The 15,003-nt window shown below is 71.8% G+C and carries 11 protein-coding genes; 2 read left to right on the top strand and 9 right to left on the bottom strand.

Translation table 11 applies throughout. The features are described from left to right. Window positions 1-220: 220 nt before the first annotated feature. Window positions 221-2,110: an AMP-dependent synthetase/ligase gene (locus AMK10_RS09765; protein ID WP_073747002.1), complete on the bottom strand. Its 1,890-nt coding sequence runs from the start codon at window positions 2,108-2,110 to the stop codon at window positions 221-223. A 366-nt stretch (window positions 2,111-2,476) separates the two neighbouring features. Next, the gene (gene lepA / locus AMK10_RS09760; RefSeq protein ID WP_073747000.1) at window positions 2,477-4,351 is read right to left on the bottom strand and encodes a translation elongation factor 4; all 1,875 of its coding nucleotides are present in this window, start codon (window positions 4,349-4,351) and stop codon (window positions 2,477-2,479) included. A gap of 215 nt (window positions 4,352-4,566) precedes the next feature. Here lepA and rpsT point away from each other — a divergent pair, with 215 nt between their 5' ends. Next, window positions 4,567-4,833, top strand: coding sequence for a 30S ribosomal protein S20 (gene rpsT / locus AMK10_RS09755; protein ID WP_014156344.1), 267 nt, complete (start codon window positions 4,567-4,569; stop codon window positions 4,831-4,833). Window positions 4,834-5,200: 367 nt separating this feature from the next. On the opposite strand, the gene holA is transcribed toward rpsT, so the two are convergent. Next, a complete protein-coding gene (gene holA, locus AMK10_RS09750; protein WP_073746998.1) occupies window positions 5,201-6,190 on the bottom strand; it encodes a DNA polymerase III subunit delta in 990 nt (329 codons plus the stop codon). Window positions 6,191-6,279: 89 nt separating this feature from the next. Here holA and AMK10_RS09745 point away from each other — a divergent pair, with 89 nt between their 5' ends. Next, the gene (locus AMK10_RS09745) at window positions 6,280-6,525 is read left to right on the top strand and encodes a hypothetical protein (protein ID WP_198959666.1); all 246 of its coding nucleotides are present in this window, start codon (window positions 6,280-6,282) and stop codon (window positions 6,523-6,525) included. A gap of 172 nt (window positions 6,526-6,697) precedes the next feature. Here the strand turns inward: AMK10_RS09745 and AMK10_RS09740 are convergent, their stop codons facing one another. The 6 genes from AMK10_RS09740 to AMK10_RS09715 all read right to left on the bottom strand — a co-directional run bounded on the left by AMK10_RS09740 (window position 6,698) and on the right by AMK10_RS09715 (window position 14,779). Then, window positions 6,698-7,582 (bottom strand): YceI family protein, encoded by an 885-nt coding sequence (locus tag AMK10_RS09740; RefSeq protein WP_073746994.1) that lies wholly within the window; start codon window positions 7,580-7,582, stop codon window positions 6,698-6,700. A 242-nt stretch (window positions 7,583-7,824) separates the two neighbouring features. Beyond that, entirely contained in the window at window positions 7,825-8,667 is an 843-nt protein-coding gene (locus AMK10_RS09735; protein ID WP_079180659.1) for an arylamine N-acetyltransferase family protein, read from the bottom strand. Between the two features lie 84 nt (window positions 8,668-8,751). Next, window positions 8,752-11,526 carry a ComEC/Rec2 family competence protein gene (locus AMK10_RS09730; protein ID WP_073746992.1) on the bottom strand — a complete coding sequence of 925 codons (2,775 nt, stop codon included), beginning with the start codon at window positions 11,524-11,526 and terminating at the stop codon, window positions 8,752-8,754. Next, the gene (locus AMK10_RS09725) at window positions 11,523-12,194 is read right to left on the bottom strand and encodes a helix-hairpin-helix domain-containing protein (protein WP_382565937.1); all 672 of its coding nucleotides are present in this window, start codon (window positions 12,192-12,194) and stop codon (window positions 11,523-11,525) included. The genes AMK10_RS09730 and AMK10_RS09725 overlap by 4 nt, the downstream gene beginning before the upstream one ends. Before the next feature lie 872 nt (window positions 12,195-13,066). Then, window positions 13,067-13,912, bottom strand: coding sequence for a DegV family protein (locus tag AMK10_RS09720; protein ID WP_073748007.1), 846 nt, complete (start codon window positions 13,910-13,912; stop codon window positions 13,067-13,069). 174 nt (window positions 13,913-14,086) lie between these two features. After that, on the bottom strand, window positions 14,087-14,779 hold the full coding sequence (locus AMK10_RS09715; RefSeq protein WP_073746990.1) for a hypothetical protein: 693 nt from the start codon (window positions 14,777-14,779) through the stop codon (window positions 14,087-14,089). Between the last annotated feature and the right edge of the window lie 224 nt (window positions 14,780-15,003).

The raw sequence follows: 15,003 nt of genomic DNA, 5'->3' as shown, positions 1-15,003 counted from the left end.
ATCCCGACAGAGTGACAGACCGGGCGCGCCCATAAGCGCCGAGTGACGTAAGTGGCCGGAGTCTCCGGAGAACGACGGCGGGGCCGGTGGGTGCTCCCCGCACCCACCGGCCCCGCCGTGACGTTCCTCCGGGCTCCGCGTCCCTCCGGGCTCCAGGCATCGCGGGAGCCCGCGCGCATCCCGCCGCCATGCCTCGCGGGAGCCCTCGTACTCGTCGTCGCTATGCCTCGCGGGAGCCCGCGTACATGTCGTCGATCAGGTCCTTGTACTCGCGCTCGACGACCGGCCGCTTCAGCTTGAGGCTGGGGGTCAGCTCGCCGTGCTCGATGTCCAGGTCGCGCGGGAGCAGCCGGAACTTCTTGATGGTCTGCCAGCGCTGCAGGCCCTCGTTGAGCCGCTTCACATAGCCCTCGATGAGCTCCACGGCCTGCGGGGACGCCACGACGTCGGCGTACGGCTTGCCGCCCAGCCCGTTCTCCTCGGCCCAGCCGAGGATGGTCGGCTCGTCGAGCGCGATGAGCGCGGTGCAGAAGTTACGGTCCGCGCCGTGCACCAGGATGTTGGAGACGAACGGGCAGACCGCCTTGAACTGGCCCTCGACCTCGGCCGGGGCGATGTACTTGCCGCCGGACGTCTTGATCAGGTCCTTCTTGCGGTCCGTGATCCGCAGATAGCCGTCCTGGGAGAGCTCGCCGATGTCACCGGTGTGGAACCAGCCGTCGGACTCCAGCACCTCGGCGGTCTTCTCCGGCAGCTGGTGGTAGCCCTCCATGAGGCCGGGGCCGCGCAGCAGGATCTCGCCGTCCTCCGCGATCCGGACCTCGGTGCCGGGGAGCGGCTTGCCGACGGTGCCGGTGCGGTAGGCCTCGCCCGGGTTGACGAAGGAGGCGGCGCTGGACTCGGTGAGGCCGTAGCCCTCGAGGATGTGGATGCCCGCGCCGGAGAAGAAGAGGCCGATGTCGGGGGCGAGCGCGGCGGAGCCGGAGATGCAGGCGCGGAGCCGTCCGCCGAAGGCCTCACGGATCTTGGCGTAGACGAGGGTGTCGGCGACCTTGTGCTTGGCGCCGAGGCCGAAGGGGACGGAGGCCTTGCCGGTGCGGCGGAAGTTGTCCTGCGACACCTTGGCGTGCTCGCGGGCGACCTCGGCCGCCCACTGGAAGATCTTGTACTTGGCCCCGCCGCCCGCCCGCGCCTTGGCCGCGACGCCGTTGTAGACCTTCTCGAAGATGCGCGGCACGGCGGCCATGTAGGTCGGCTGGACCACCGGGAGGTTCTCGATGATCTTGTCGACGCGCCCGTCGACGGCCGTGACGTGGCCGACCTCGATCTGGCCGGACGTGAGCACCTTGCCGAAGACGTGCGCGAGCGGCAGCCAGAGGTACTGGACGTCGTCCGGGTTGATCATCCCGGTGGAGACGGTCGCCTTGGCCATGTACGACCAGTTGTCGTGCGGCAGCCGTACGCCCTTGGGACGGCCCGTGGTGCCCGAGGTGTAGATCAGGGTCGCCAGCTGGTCCGCGGTGATGGCGGAGACCCGCTCGGTGACCGCGTCCGGGTTCTTCGCCAGGTGCTCGGCGCCCCGGGCCTCCAGGTCGGCCAGGGTGAGGAGCCAGCCCTCGGGGTCCTCGTCCGCGGGCTCGACGCCGGACGGATCGATGACGACGACATGCGCCAGGCCGGGCAGCTGGGCCCTGCTCTCCCGGGCCTTCGCCAGCTGGACGGCGTCCTCGGCGATCAGGACACGGCTCTCGGAGTCGGCCAGGATGAAGGCGGACTCCTCGGTGTTCGTCGACGGGTAGACCGTCGTCGTGGCGGCACCCGCGCACATGACGCCCAGGTCGACCAGGATCCACTCGACCCGGGTGGAGGAGGCGAGAGCGACGCGCTGCTCCGGCTGGACACCCAGAGCGATCAGACCGGCCGCGACGGCGTACACCCGCTCGGCGGCCTCCGCCCAGGTCAGCGACTTCCACTCGTCCGGGCCCTGGCCCGAGGCGGCCGGCACCGGGTAGCGGTACGCCTCACCGTCCGGTGTGGCCGCCACGCGGTCGACGAAGAGAGTCGCCACGGAGGGCGGTCGGCTATCGATCAAGGTCTGTGTGTCGCTCACGACGTCCTCCGGGCCTGCGGCATTGCTACGACCGGCTTATGGGTGCTGCTTCTTGTATGTCCTGCTTCTCGTTCCCGCTCGGCCTGCTTGTTTAACTGGCGAGTAACTAACGGGTGGTGATCAGAGTAGAGCGCCCGGGACCGTCGCGTAAGAGGCAACAGGCCGCCGCTTCATAACGAACCGGGCCCCCGCGCCGCGGACATCCGCGACACGGGGGCCCGTTGGGCTGCTTCCGCGTACACCCAGGTCGTACGGCCGGGTACGTCCATGACGGTGCTCCCGGCCACGCCGGGCCGACGAGGGGTCCGGGGCGGGACGGGCCCCCGGGCGGGGAGTGCCCGCGCTCCCGGACCGGGGGTGCGGGCGTTACTTCTTGCCCTTGCCCTCGCCCGCCGACTCGTCGGTCGACAGCACGGAGATGAACGCGTCCTGCGGCACCTCCACGTTGCCGACCATCTTCATCCGCTTCTTGCCTTCCTTCTGCTTCTCCAGCAGCTTCCGCTTACGGGAGATGTCACCGCCGTAGCACTTGGCGAGGACGTCCTTGCGGATGGCGCGGACGGTCTCACGGGCGATGACCCGGGAGCCGATGGCCGCCTGGATCGGCACCTCGAAGTTCTGCCGGGGGATGAGCTTCTGCAGCTTGGCGACGAGCCGGACACCGTAGGCGTACGCCTTGTCCTTGTGCGTGACCGCCGAGAAGGCGTCCACCTTGTCGCCGTGCAGCAGGATGTCGACCTTGACGAGCTGGGCGGACTGCTCGCCGGTGGGCTCGTAGTCGAGGGAGGCGTAACCGCGGGTCTTGGACTTCAGCTGGTCGAAGAAGTCGAAGACGATCTCGGCGAGCGGCAGGGTGTAGCGGATCTCGACCCGGTCCTCGGACAGGTAGTCCATGCCGAGCAGGGTGCCGCGCCGGTTCTGGCAGAGCTCCATGATCGCCCCGATGAACTCGCTGGGCGCCAGGACCGTGGCCCTGACGACCGGCTCGTGCACCTTGTCGATCTTGCCTTCGGGGAACTCGCTCGGATTGGTGACGATGTGCTCCGAGCCGTCCTCCATCTCCACGCGGTAGACCACGTTGGGGGCGGTGGCGATGAGCTCCAGGCCGAACTCGCGCTCCAGGCGCTCACGGATCACGTCGAGGTGCAGCAGGCCGAGGAAGCCGACGCGGAAGCCGAAGCCGAGCGCGGCCGAGGTCTCGGGCTCGTACACCAGGGCGGCGTCGTTGAGCTGGAGCTTGTCCAGGGCCTCGCGCAGGTCCGGGTAGTCGGAGCCGTCCAGGGGGTAGAGCCCCGAGAACACCATCGGCTTGGGGTCCTTGTAGCCGCCCAGCGCCTCGGTCGCCCCCTTGTTCAGGGAGGTGATGGTGTCACCGACCTTGGACTGCCGGACGTCCTTCACACCGGTGATGATGTAGCCGACCTCACCCACGCCGATGCCGTCGGCCGGGGTCATCTCCGGGGAGGAGACACCGATCTCCAGCAGCTCGTGGGTGGCGCCCGTCGACATCATCTTGATGCGCTCGCGCTTGTTGAGCTGGCCGTCGACGACCCTGACGTAGGTGACGACACCGCGGTAGGCGTCGTAGACCGAGTCGAAGATCATCGCCCGGGCCGGGGCGTCCGCCTGGCCGATCGGGGCCGGGACGTCCCGGACGACCCGGTCGAGCAGCGCGTCCACACCGATGCCGGTCTTCGCCGAGACCTTGAGCACGTCCTCGGGCTGGCAGCCGATGAGGTTGGCGAGCTCCTCGGAGAACTTCTCGGGCTGCGCGGCCGGCAGGTCGATCTTGTTGAGCACCGGGACGATGGTGAGGTCGTTCTCCATCGCCAGGTAGAGGTTGGCCAGCGTCTGCGCCTCGATGCCCTGGGCCGCGTCGACCAGGAGGACCGTGCCCTCGCACGCCGCCAGGGAGCGGGAGACCTCGTAGGTGAAGTCCACGTGGCCGGGGGTGTCGATCATGTTGAGGATGTGGGTCGAGCCCTTGTCCTCACCCTCGGTGGGCGCCCACGGCAGACGGACCGCCTGGGACTTGATGGTGATGCCGCGCTCGCGCTCGATGTCCATCCGGTCGAGATACTGGGCGCGCATCTGCCGCTGGTCGACCACTCCCGTCAGCTGGAGCATCCGGTCGGCAAGCGTCGACTTGCCGTGGTCGATGTGCGCGATGATGCAGAAATTGCGGATCAGCGCCGGGTCGGTACGGCTCGGCTCGGGCACGTTGGTAGGAGTCGCGGGCACGCAGGGTCCTGATTCTTGAGACGCCGGACGCCGTGTCTCGGGTCGATGTCGGGTCGGACGGATCGATACGTAGCCTCCATGGTCCCACGCCTGCGGGACCGGGACCGGTTTGGGCCGGTCCGAGGGTGACTGCTACCGTGGGCAGCTGTGCCTCGTGGCCCTCAGAAGCGGCGTGGCGCACATAGAAGATCCAACGAACCTGAAAAGGCTCTTTCGTGGCGAACATCAAGTCCCAGATCAAGCGGAACAAGACGAACGAGAAGGCGCGCCTGCGCAACAAGGCCGTCAAGTCCTCGCTCAAGACCTCGATCCGCAAGGCCCGTGAGGCTGCCGCTGCCGGTGACGTCGAGAAGGCCACTGTGGCCGTCCGTGACGCGTCGCGCCAGCTCGACAAGGCTGTCTCGAAGGGTGTCATCCACAAGAACGCCGCCGCCAACAAGAAGTCGGCGCTGGCGCTCAAGGTTGCCGCCCTCCAGGGCTGAGCTACTGATGTGATCGCCGGAACGGACTCAGCGGGCCCTCTCTCCCGCTCCTGACCGGCACCCCGCGCCGCACACCGAACCTGCGTTCGCCACGCGGGTGCGGCGCACCAAGCGTGAAACGAAGGCCCCGGCCGACGTCCTCCCCAGGACGACGGCCGGGGCCTTCGCGCATGCCGCGTACGGTGCTCGCGCATGCGGCGTGCGGTGCTCACGCCCGCTGCGTGCGGTGCTCACACACGCGGCGTGTGGTGCTCGTGCCCGTTTCATGCGGTGCTCGCGCATGCGGCGTGCGGTGGTGGGTCCCGGCGCGCCGGGGTTTCGAGGCGGATCAGCCGGGTGGGCCTGCGCCGCCCCCGCCCGCGAGGGCTCAGCGGCCTCCGGAGCGGGCTGCGCGAGCGACGGCGACCACGGCCTTCTCCAAGGCGTACGCGGGGTCGTCCCCGCCACCCTTGACCCCCGCGTCGGCCGCCGATACCGCGAGGAGCGCCGCCGCCACCCCGTCCGGCGTCCAGCCGCGCATCTGCTGACGCACCCGGTCGATCTTCCACGGCGGCATGCCGAGCTCCCTGGCGAGATCCGCGGGCCGCCCGCCACGCGCCGACGAGAGCTTGCCGATCGCCCGTACACCCTGCGCGAGGGCGCTGGTGATCAGGACGGGAGCCACTCCGGTGGAGAGCGACCAGCGCAGCGCCTCCAGCGCCTCCGCGGCCCGGCCCTCGACCGCACGGTCGGCCACGGTGAAGGAGGAGGCCTCGGCGCGGCCGGTGTAGTAGCGGCCGACGACCGCTTCGTCGATGGTGCCTTCGACATCCGCCGCGAGCTGGGAGACGGCGCTCGCCAGCTCCCGGAGGTCGCTGCCGATGGAGTCCACGAGGGCCTGGCACGCCTCGGGGGTCGCGGAGCGTCCGAGCGCCCGGAACTCCGACCGTACGAAGGACAGCCGCTCGGCCGGCTTGGTGGTCTTGGGGCACGCCACCTCGCGCGCACCGGCCTTGCGCGCCGCGTCCAGCAGCCCCTTGCCCTTGGCTCCGCCCGCGTGCAGGAGCACGAGGGTGATCTCCTCGGCGGGCGCGCCGATGTACGCCTTGACGTCCTTCACCGTGTCGGCGGAGAGGTCCTGCGCGTTGCGCACGATCACCACCTTGCGCTCGGCGAAGAGCGAGGGGCTGGTGAGCTCGGCGAGCGTCCCGGGCTGCAGCTGGTCCGGGGTGAGGTCGCGGACGTCCGTGTCGGCGTCGGAGGCGCGGGCCGCCGCCACCACCTGCTGCACGGCGCGGTCCAGGAGCAGGTCTTCCTGGCCCACGGCGAGGGTGAGGGGGGCGAGCGGGTCGTCGGTGGAATTGCGTCTGGTGGCCATCGCCGTCCAGCATCCCACGCCCCTGTGACAACGATGCGGGACAGCCGCCCGGGCGCGGGCCGGCCCCGGCCGTACCGGAGAATGACCGGGTGAGCGATGTGAGACATGTGCTGGTGCTGCCCGACCGCGACGCGGCCGAGGAGGTCGCGGGGGAGCTGGCCGACAGGTTCGGCGTCACCGAGGAGCCCCAGCTCGTACGGGACGCCCTGGCCGGTGAGGACGACGCCGAGGACGCCCAGTGGCTGGTCGTGGTGGAGGACCCGGCCGCACGGCTGGACTCCGCGGCGCTCGACGCGTTCGCCGCGGAGTACGAGGGATGGCTGGAGGCGCCGTAGGAGCGGCGCAGGCGGCCGCGCGCCCGCAGAAACGGTGCAGACGGCCACGCGCCGTATGGACGGTACGGGCGGCACGGACGGCCGCGTGCCCGCCGGAGCGGTGCAGGCGGCCACACGCCGCAGGAACGATGCAGGCCGCCTCGCGCACAGGGACGGCGCAGGCGGGCGGCCTTCAGCTCTTGGGGACGATCTGGATGTCCATGTCGATCTTGATACTGGGGCCGACGACCGCGATGCCGCGCGCCAGCATCGTCTGCCACGTGAGCGTGAAGTCCTCGCGGTGCAGCTCGGTCGTCGCCCGGCAGGCGGCCCTGGTCTCGCCCTCCAGCCCGTTGCCCAGACCGAGGTACTGCGTGTCGAGCGTGACGGTCCGGCTCACCCCGTGCAGGGTGAGCGCGCCGGTGACCCCCCAGCGGGTGCCGCCGCGGTGGACGAAGCGTTCGCTGTAGAACTCCAGGGTCGGGTAGCGCCCGACGTCGAGGAAGTCCGTGGAGCGCAGGTGGTCGTCCCGCATCTGCACGTTCGTGTCGATCGACGAGGCGTCGATGACGACATGCATGGCGGAGTCCTCCATGCGGTCGGCGATCCGGACGGCACCGGCGAAGGTGTTGAACCTGCCGTGAATGCGGGCCATGCCGATATGGCGTGCTGTGAAGCCGATCTGGGTGTGCGTCGGCTCGATCTCCCAGTCGCCCGGGTCGGGGAGCTGCGGGGGCTGCGCGACCTGGAGGCTCACGTCACCGAGGCTCGCGTGACCACCCTCGGTCACGGTGGCCGAACCGTGGAAGGGGGTGAAACCCTCGGCCGTGACCCCCACGCGGTAGTCGCCCGCGGGGACCGTGGCGACCACGTTCCCGAAGGGGTCCGTCTCGCCGCCGACGATGGTGCGGCCCGCCTTGTCGGTGACGACGAAGTCCGCCCGCTGCACGGGTTCACTGACGGGGTCCAGCACCCGGCAGCTCAGCATGCCCGCGGTGAGCGGCACCGGGAGACCTGCGAGGGGGCTGCTCTGGGCGGTGCCGGATTTCGCTCTGCTGCCTGACCAACGGCCGAACATGTGCACGTACTCCCCAGGGGCGGTTCTCACCTCGGACCCCTGACAGCTGGACGTCGTTGTCGGAGCAGCGGCCCGCCGACGAATGCACATTCGATCACCGTTGCGAGGTTCGAGGCAAACGCCGCAGCTCAGAAGGGGTTGTGACGACCTGTACGCAGCTGGGCGCCGCTGTACGCAGGTACCACCGAAGGTCGGCATTGCCTGGTTTGCCCCTCTTTCCCTCTCTCTGCGGCCCGGTCCCGTCAGATGGTCGTGACCGGGCGCACGGCGGGCGGACGGGCCGGCTCCAGCCCGAAGTGGTCGCGGTAGGCTGCGAGTACGTCGGCGTCGGTGCTCAGCTCCGTCTCGTACCGCTCGCCGTGTGCGGTCGTGATCAGAGTCCGGCCGCGGATCGTCACCCGGCCGTCCTCGGTGCGCCGGGAGCAGACGACGGAACGGGTGAAGTGGGAGTCCGGCGAGGTGCGGTGGTACCAGGACCCCGCCCGGAAGTCCGCCAGCACGCGCGGCCGCAGGTCCAGACGGAACTGCCGCGAACCCCCGCGCAGCAGATCGAGGTCCCCCCGAGGGGCCTCCCTGAAGCGGAACACACCGCAGGGATCATGCTGCTCCGTGCGGGCGTCCAGCGCGAGAGGGTGCACGGCATGGTCGCCGAAGCCGACGTCGGCGAGCCAGGGTCCCGTACCGTCGTCGGTCTCCACACGCAGGGCGACATGGTCGTACGGGATACCGAGGCGCCCGCCGTCGCCGAAGACCCGCGCCTGGAGCAGGGTGACGCGGAACCCGAGCTCGCGCAGCAGCCCGGCGAAGGCGCCGTTGAGTTCGTAGCAGAAGCCGCCCCGCCGGTCCGTCACGATCTTGTCGACCAGCTTCTCCTCCTCCAGGACGATGTCCTGCCCAAGATGGATCGACAGGTTCTCGAAGGGCACGGTCAGCAGGTGGCGCGTTTGCAGGGCCCGCAGTGCCGACGCGTCGGCACGGGCGGGGCGGGTGGCACCGATGCGCTCCAGGTAGGCGTCCACCCAGGCGGGCGCGGGGCGGGCAGGAGATGCGGGCGCCCGGGTCGGCTGCGGCTGTTCCTCGTCCATACCAGCAGTCTCGCGCGCCCCGCCCCGCACCGCATGAGCCACCGGACCTAGGCCTTTCGTCCGAATCGGACCGGAAGCCCGCGTTCATGAGCGGCCCGCCGCGCGCAGCCCCGCCCCTGCCCCGGTCACCGCGATCGGCCCATGGGTATCGGTGCGCAGGACCTTCGCCCCCGCGGCTTCGAGCGCGTCGACCGTACGGGCCGCCGGATGGCCGTACGGGTTGTCCGCCCCGCAGCTGATCAGGGCGAGCCTCGGCCGGGCACTGCGCAGGAGCGCGGGGTCCTGATGGGCGGAGCCGTGGTGCGCGACCTTGAGCACGTCGACCCTGGGCAGTGCGGGATGACCGCGCAACACCCCTCGCTGTGCCGGTGGTTCGAGATCACCGAGGAGCAGCAGGGTCAGCCCGCCGGACCGCACGAGGAGGGTGACGCTGGAGTCGTTCGGCTCCTCGGTCCCGTACGACGGCCCTGTCCCCCGAGGCTCGGTCCCGTACGGCGATCCCGTCCCCCGGGGCACGCTCCCGTACGACGGCCCCGTCGCCCAGGGCTCGGCGGCCGGCCAGAGCACCTGCCAGTCGAGCGGGCCCACGCGGCGACGCTCCCCCGGTATCGCTCGGATCATCGGGACGTGCGCGGCCTCGGCCGTTCTCCTCACGAACGCCGCCTGCTCGGGCGGTTCGTCCAGGTGCGTCGTCTGGATCGCTCCGACCTCACGGCCCCGCAGCACACCGGGCAGTCCGCGCACATGGTCCGCGTGGAAGTGCGTCAGCAGCAGGAGGGGAACGCGGGTGACACCGAGGTCGCGGAGGCACCGGTCGACGAGCCGGGGCTCGGGACCGGTGTCCACCACCACGGCCGTGCCGTCTCCCGCAGCGAGCACCATGGCGTCTCCCTGCCCCACGTCGCACAGGGCGAAGGCCCAGCCCGGCGGCGGCCATCCCGTCATGAGCCGGGTGAGCGGCACCGGTCTCAGCACCGCGAGCACCAGCAGGAGCGCGGCGGCGGAACAGATCCACGGATGGCGGGCCAGGCGACGGGCGGACAACACCAGGACGGCGGTGAGGACCGTCAGGAGAGCCGCACCGCGCCATCCGCCCGGCCAGTCGACCTCCGCCCCGGGAAGGGCGGCTCCGGTGCGCGCGACGGAGGCGATCCATCCGGCAGGCCAGCCTGCGACCGTCGCCAGACCTTGCGCCACGGGCATGGACACGGGGGCCGTGGCGAGCGCGGCGAAGCCCAGGACCGTCGCGGGGGCCACCGCGAACTCGGCCAGCAGATTGCAGGGGATCGCCACCAGCCCGACCCGGGACGCGAGGACCACGACCACCGGTGCGCAGACCGCCTGCGCGGCTCCCGCCGATGCCAGCACCTCCGCGAGCCGTGCCGGGACACCGCGCCGCTGCAGCGATCCGCTCCACCGTGGCGCGATCGTGAGCAGCGCCCCGGTGGCGAGCACGGACAGCAGGAACCCGTAACTGCGGGCGAGCCACGGGTCGTACAGCACGAGCAGCAGAACGGCGGCGGCCAGTGCGGGGATCAGCGATCTGCGCCGGCCCGTGCCGATGGCGAGCAGTGTGATCAGCCCGCATGCCGCCGCGCGCAGGACGCTCGGCTCGGGACGGCAGACGATCACGAAGGCGAGGGCGATCCCGCCACCGGTCAGCGCGGTCATCCGCAGGGAGATGCCCAGCCTGGGCGCCAGGCCTCGGCGTTCGCTGCGGAGAGCCGTGCCCGGTGGCCCGATGAGGAGGAAGAGCAGGATCGACAGATTGGCACCGGAAACGGCCAGCAAGTGAGTGAGGTCGGTGGTCCTGAAGGCGTCGTGCAGTTCGGGCGGGACCCGGGAGGTGTCGCCGACCACCAGTCCCGGCAGAAGGGCCCGCGCGTCGGGGCCGAGCCCGTCGGTGGCCTCCCGCAGTCCGGAGCGCAGCCGTCCTGCGGCGCGTTGGAGCGTGGACGGTTCCGCCGTGACGAGCGGCGGTTCGCCCGCGTCGGTGCCGAGTACGGCCGCGATCCTTTCTCCTTCATGACGCGGTGGTGCGAGCCGGCCCTTGATGCTCAGCCCCGTGGAAGGCAGCAGCCGCTGCCACCTCGCGGCCGCTTCCCCCGGGGCGACCATGACGAGCACCGGGGTGCTGAGCGTGGTGACCGAGCCGTCGAGGGCTGTCAGCTGGTTGATCTCGGCGTTCAGAAGCAGGGATACGGGTGTGCTGTGGTCGCCCCGGACGCGCGGCCGGGTCTGACGTGGATCGGACGTGACGGTCAACTCCGCTTCGACCCGTGCGTAGTCCAGCGCCAGCGCGGGGACGGGGCCGGTCCGGACATCGGCGCTGTGCAGCCCCGCCACCGCGGCCCCCGCCGCCGCGCAGAGCAGCACCCCGGCAGCGACACCGACCCACGCCCCGGCCCGCCCGAGCAGCCCGGCATCCCCGAGTGGCCCAAGCCGCCCGGTGTCCCCGAGCCGCCCCCTGCGCCCGGCCGGCCCCGCACCCCCGGGCTGCCTCACGGGCCCCGGCACGCGCGTGCCCCCGGCCCCTTCCGGGCGCCCGACCCCTTCCGCGTGCCCGACCGGCCCTGCGCGCTCCGGCGGCGGACCGGACCCCGCAGGCGCCCCGGCCCCTGATGCCCCGCCCGCCCGGCGTGCCATGGCCAGGGAGGCGACGACCAGGGCGAGGCCGGCGCAGGCGCAGAGCGCCACCCCCGCCGTCGTCCACCATCCGGGCGCGCCCAGGGCCAGGCCGGCCGCGGCCCACGCCGCGAGGGCAGGAGGGACGAGCCGCAGATCGGCAGGGGCTTCCTGGCGCGGGTCGGCGGAGCCCTGCCGTTGGCCCGGGTCCGTATCGACGTCGGAGGTGCTCATGGGCCGACCAGGGGCCGGAGGTCCGCGAACCGGCGGTCGCCGATTCCGTCGACCTCGCGCAGCTCGTCGACCGAGCGATAACCCCCGTGCTCGGTGCGGTAGTCGACGATGTGCTGGGCCAGCACCGGCCCGACGCCCGGCAGGGTTTCGAGCTGCTCCACGGTGGCCGTACCGAGGCTCACCAACGCCCCCTGCCCGGCCCCGGGGCCGGAGCCCGCCGCCGGTCCGCCGACGGGCAGCGCCGGGGGTACGCCCACCGCGACCTGCTCCCCGTCCATCAGGACACGCGCGCGGTTGAGTCCGGTGACGTCAGCGCCCTTGCGCACACCCCCGGCCGCGCGCAGGGCGTCCTCGACGCGGGAGCCGGCAGGCAGATATCTGATGCCTGGATGCCTCACCTTGCCGCTCACATCGACGACGATCCGCCCGCCCGGTCCCGCACCGGCCCCCGGAACGGCGGCCGGTCCTGGCGTGGTGCCGGACAACTGGGCCGACGGGGTCCCGGGCCCGGCCGCCTGGGGCGCGGCGGCCTCGGTGACCCGTTCGGGAGCGCGCACGGGCTCTGGGCGGGCCGACCAGAAGTGCGTCGCCGCCAGCACGGCGGCCCCGACCAGGACGACGGCGAGTGCGGCGAGCGTGCGCGGCTCCAGACCGCACCGGAGCTGCACCCACAGCGGTAACCGGTCCCGCAGGGCGGCCCCGGCCTCCCGCCACCATCTCGGACGCCCGGCTGGCGGACCGGGCGCCTCGTCACGCCCCGGGAGGGACAGCCCGCCCGCCGAAGGCTCCGCGGAGCCCACTCCGGACGTGGACGGCGCCTGAGAGGGCTGCCCCTCCCGGGGCTCCGACGCGGCCACCGCCCAGGAGGGCGCCTCCCGGTCACGAGCGGACCGAACGGGCTCCGCCGCGCCGGATGCCGGACCTCCCACCGTTGCGGAAGGCGTACCGGACGGCGTGCTGGACGGCGTGTCGAAAGGGGCGTTGAAAGGGGTGCCGGACGGCATACCGGGATGGGCACGGGAAGCCGTACCTGAAGCCGCCACCGCGGTCGCAGCCGTACCCGTATCCGCGCCCCGGGCCGACCGCTCGCCCGCCATCAGGGCGTCAGCCCGGAGCCGGGAGGCCGCCGCGACCTCGGCATCCGTCCCACGCGTTGTTCTCCGCCTGCGCCCGTGCCGGCGGCCGGAGGTACCGCCCGGTGACGTGCCGGCCGGTCCCCCGGGACGGACACCGGACCTGTGGCGGACCCGCCCCGGCGGGCCGCTCCCGCGCGAGACGCGAGGCACGGCGCGATCTGCGGTGAGGCCGGCCTCGGACAGAGCGGGCGCCGCCGGAGCCAGATGAGGAGCGAGGCCACGCGCGTCGCCGGATACATGAAGCGATCGGAAGGTCATGCCTCACGACGCTAGACACTTCCGCGAAAACTCGCCGAGATACGCTATTTACGGTGGATAACTCGGCAGTTGTGGATAAGTCGGCCACCCGCAGGAGTGAGGTCGGGAGGGAGACCTGGAGCAAGCTCCGGCGCAGTGAGCCGACTTCAGCGCGGAGAGACGACAACTCCCAGCAGGCCGGGCCCGGTGTGCGCGCCGATCACCGCGCCCACCTCGCTGACATGAAGGTCCACGAGCCCGGGGATACGCCCCCGCAGCCGCTCCGCCAGCCGTTCGGCACCGTCCGGAGCCGCCAGGTGGTGGACCGCGATGTCCACCGCCCCGGTGCCCGCCTCAGCCGCGACGATCTCCTCAAGCCGTGCGATCGCCTTGGACGCCGTCCGCACCTTCTCCAGCATCTCGATACGGCCGTCCTCGAGCTTGAGCAGCGGCTTGACGGCCAGGGCGGACCCCAACAGCGCCTGGGCCGCGCCTATCCGCCCGCCCCTGCGCAGATAGTCCAGCGTGTCGACGTAGAAGAACGCGGACGTGCCCTCTGCCCGCTTCTCGGCCGCCGCGACCGCCTCGTCGAGGCCGCCGCCGGCCTCTCCCGCCTCGGCGGCGGCCAGCGCGCAGAACCCGAGCGCCATGGCGACCATGCCGGTGTCGACCACACGTACCGGTACGGATGCGTCCTTCGCGGCGAGCAGCGCCGCGTCGTACGTGCCGGAGAACTCGGCGGACAGATGGAGCGAGACGATGCCGGTGGCCCCCGCCTCCGCCACCGCGCGATAGGTGGCCGCGAAGACCTCGGGGCTGGGCCGTGACGTGGTCACGGAGCGGCGCTTCTGCAGGGCCAGAGCCAGCGACCGGGCCGAGATCTCCGTCCCCTCCTCCAGGGCCTGATCACCCAGGACGACGGTCAGCGGCACTGCGGTGATGCCGTGCCGTTCCATCGTCTGGGGCGGCAGGTAGGCCGTTGAATCGGTGACGATCGCGACATGGCGGGACATGAGCCGGAGGTTACCTTCCGGGGTGGGGACACGGCAGCCCGGGACCACCCTGCTGATCATTTTCGATCGCTCCGGAGGCCGTCTCGACGTGCTTCTGGCTTCTCCGGTACGCATTCCTCATACACGCGGCACGCAATCCGACCGTATGCGACCGGTCGCCGCCGCGGGGTCCGGTCAGTTCGTGGTCTCCGGCCTGGCCGACTTCTGCCACGGGTACTCGGTGTTCAGCCGCCGGTCGGCGGGAGCCAGCGCCTGCGGCGCCTCCTCGTCGGCCGGTCCGCTCCAGCTCCGGCCCGCCGTGTCGCCCTGGGCCGGCGGCTCCTCCGTCTTCCAGTGCCGCAGGGCTCCGGCCTCGACGTCGATCTGTGCGTTCAGCGCGGCCAGGTCGTCGTCGGCGAACTGCCGCGCCCGGTCACGCGCCGCCCAGCGCAGCGATTCGGCCGAGTGCGTGATGCGCTGCGTGCGTTCCTTCAGGCCGGGCAGCAGATCGGCCACCGTCGCCCGGTCCGGCTCGCGCTCCAGCCGCTTGAGGTCGTTGTCGAGCTCGTGCCCGTGGGCGCTCAGGCGGCGGAAGAGCGCGAGCGACTCCGACAGGGAGGCGTCCTCCTCCGCTCCGGCGTTCAGCGCGTCCTGCGTGGCCCGCATCGAGGTACGCAGGGCCAGCCGGAGCTGCGCGAGCTCACCCGGCACACCCGGCTGGCCGTAGCTCTTGGCCCGCAGCGCGGTGTCCTCCACGGAGCGGCGGGCCTGGGTGATCGTCCGGTCCACGCCGCGCTTGGCCGCGCGCACCGCCTTGACCCCCGCGTACACCCCGAGCGCCATGAACGCGACGAACAGCAGCGTCAGGATCAGGATCACGGCTTCCATGAACGCCCCTAGGTTGTCGAATCGGCTGCCCGTGTGCGGCCCGCCCTTCTACCGTAAACGGAACGGGCAGGCCGAGGGTTCCTTCGGAACCCCCAACCTGCCCGTAGGGGAAAGCCCTGGCACACCCGGACGCAGCCCGGAGCACCTCGCCCGCGGCGGCGGAACGCCCGATGCCGGACGGGAGCGATCACCGGCCGCACGGTCCGGTCACGATCGCGCGGCCG

It is taken from the genome of Streptomyces sp. CB02058, assembly GCF_001905505.1.
Classification (GTDB): Bacteria; Actinomycetota; Actinomycetes; order Streptomycetales; family Streptomycetaceae; genus Streptomyces.
This window is presented reverse-complemented; position numbering and strand designations above follow the sequence as displayed.

Bases quoted from the DNA above. Each gene is read 5' to 3' on its own strand.
- holA (WP_073746998.1), bottom strand. From the start codon at position 6,190: ATGGCCACCAGACGCAATTCCACCGACGACCCGCTCGCCCCCCTCACC.
- AMK10_RS09740 (WP_073746994.1), bottom strand. From the start codon at position 7,582: ATGTTCGGCCGTTGGTCAGGCAGCAGAGCGAAATCCGGCACCGCCCAG.
- AMK10_RS09735 (WP_079180659.1), bottom strand. From the start codon at position 8,667: ATGGACGAGGAACAGCCGCAGCCGACCCGGGCGCCCGCATCTCCTGCC.
- AMK10_RS09730 (WP_073746992.1), bottom strand. From the start codon at position 11,526: ATGAGCACCTCCGACGTCGATACGGACCCGGGCCAACGGCAGGGCTCC.
- AMK10_RS09720 (WP_073748007.1), bottom strand. From the start codon at position 13,912: ATGTCCCGCCATGTCGCGATCGTCACCGATTCAACGGCCTACCTGCCG.
- AMK10_RS09715 (WP_073746990.1), bottom strand. From the start codon at position 14,779: ATGGAAGCCGTGATCCTGATCCTGACGCTGCTGTTCGTCGCGTTCATG.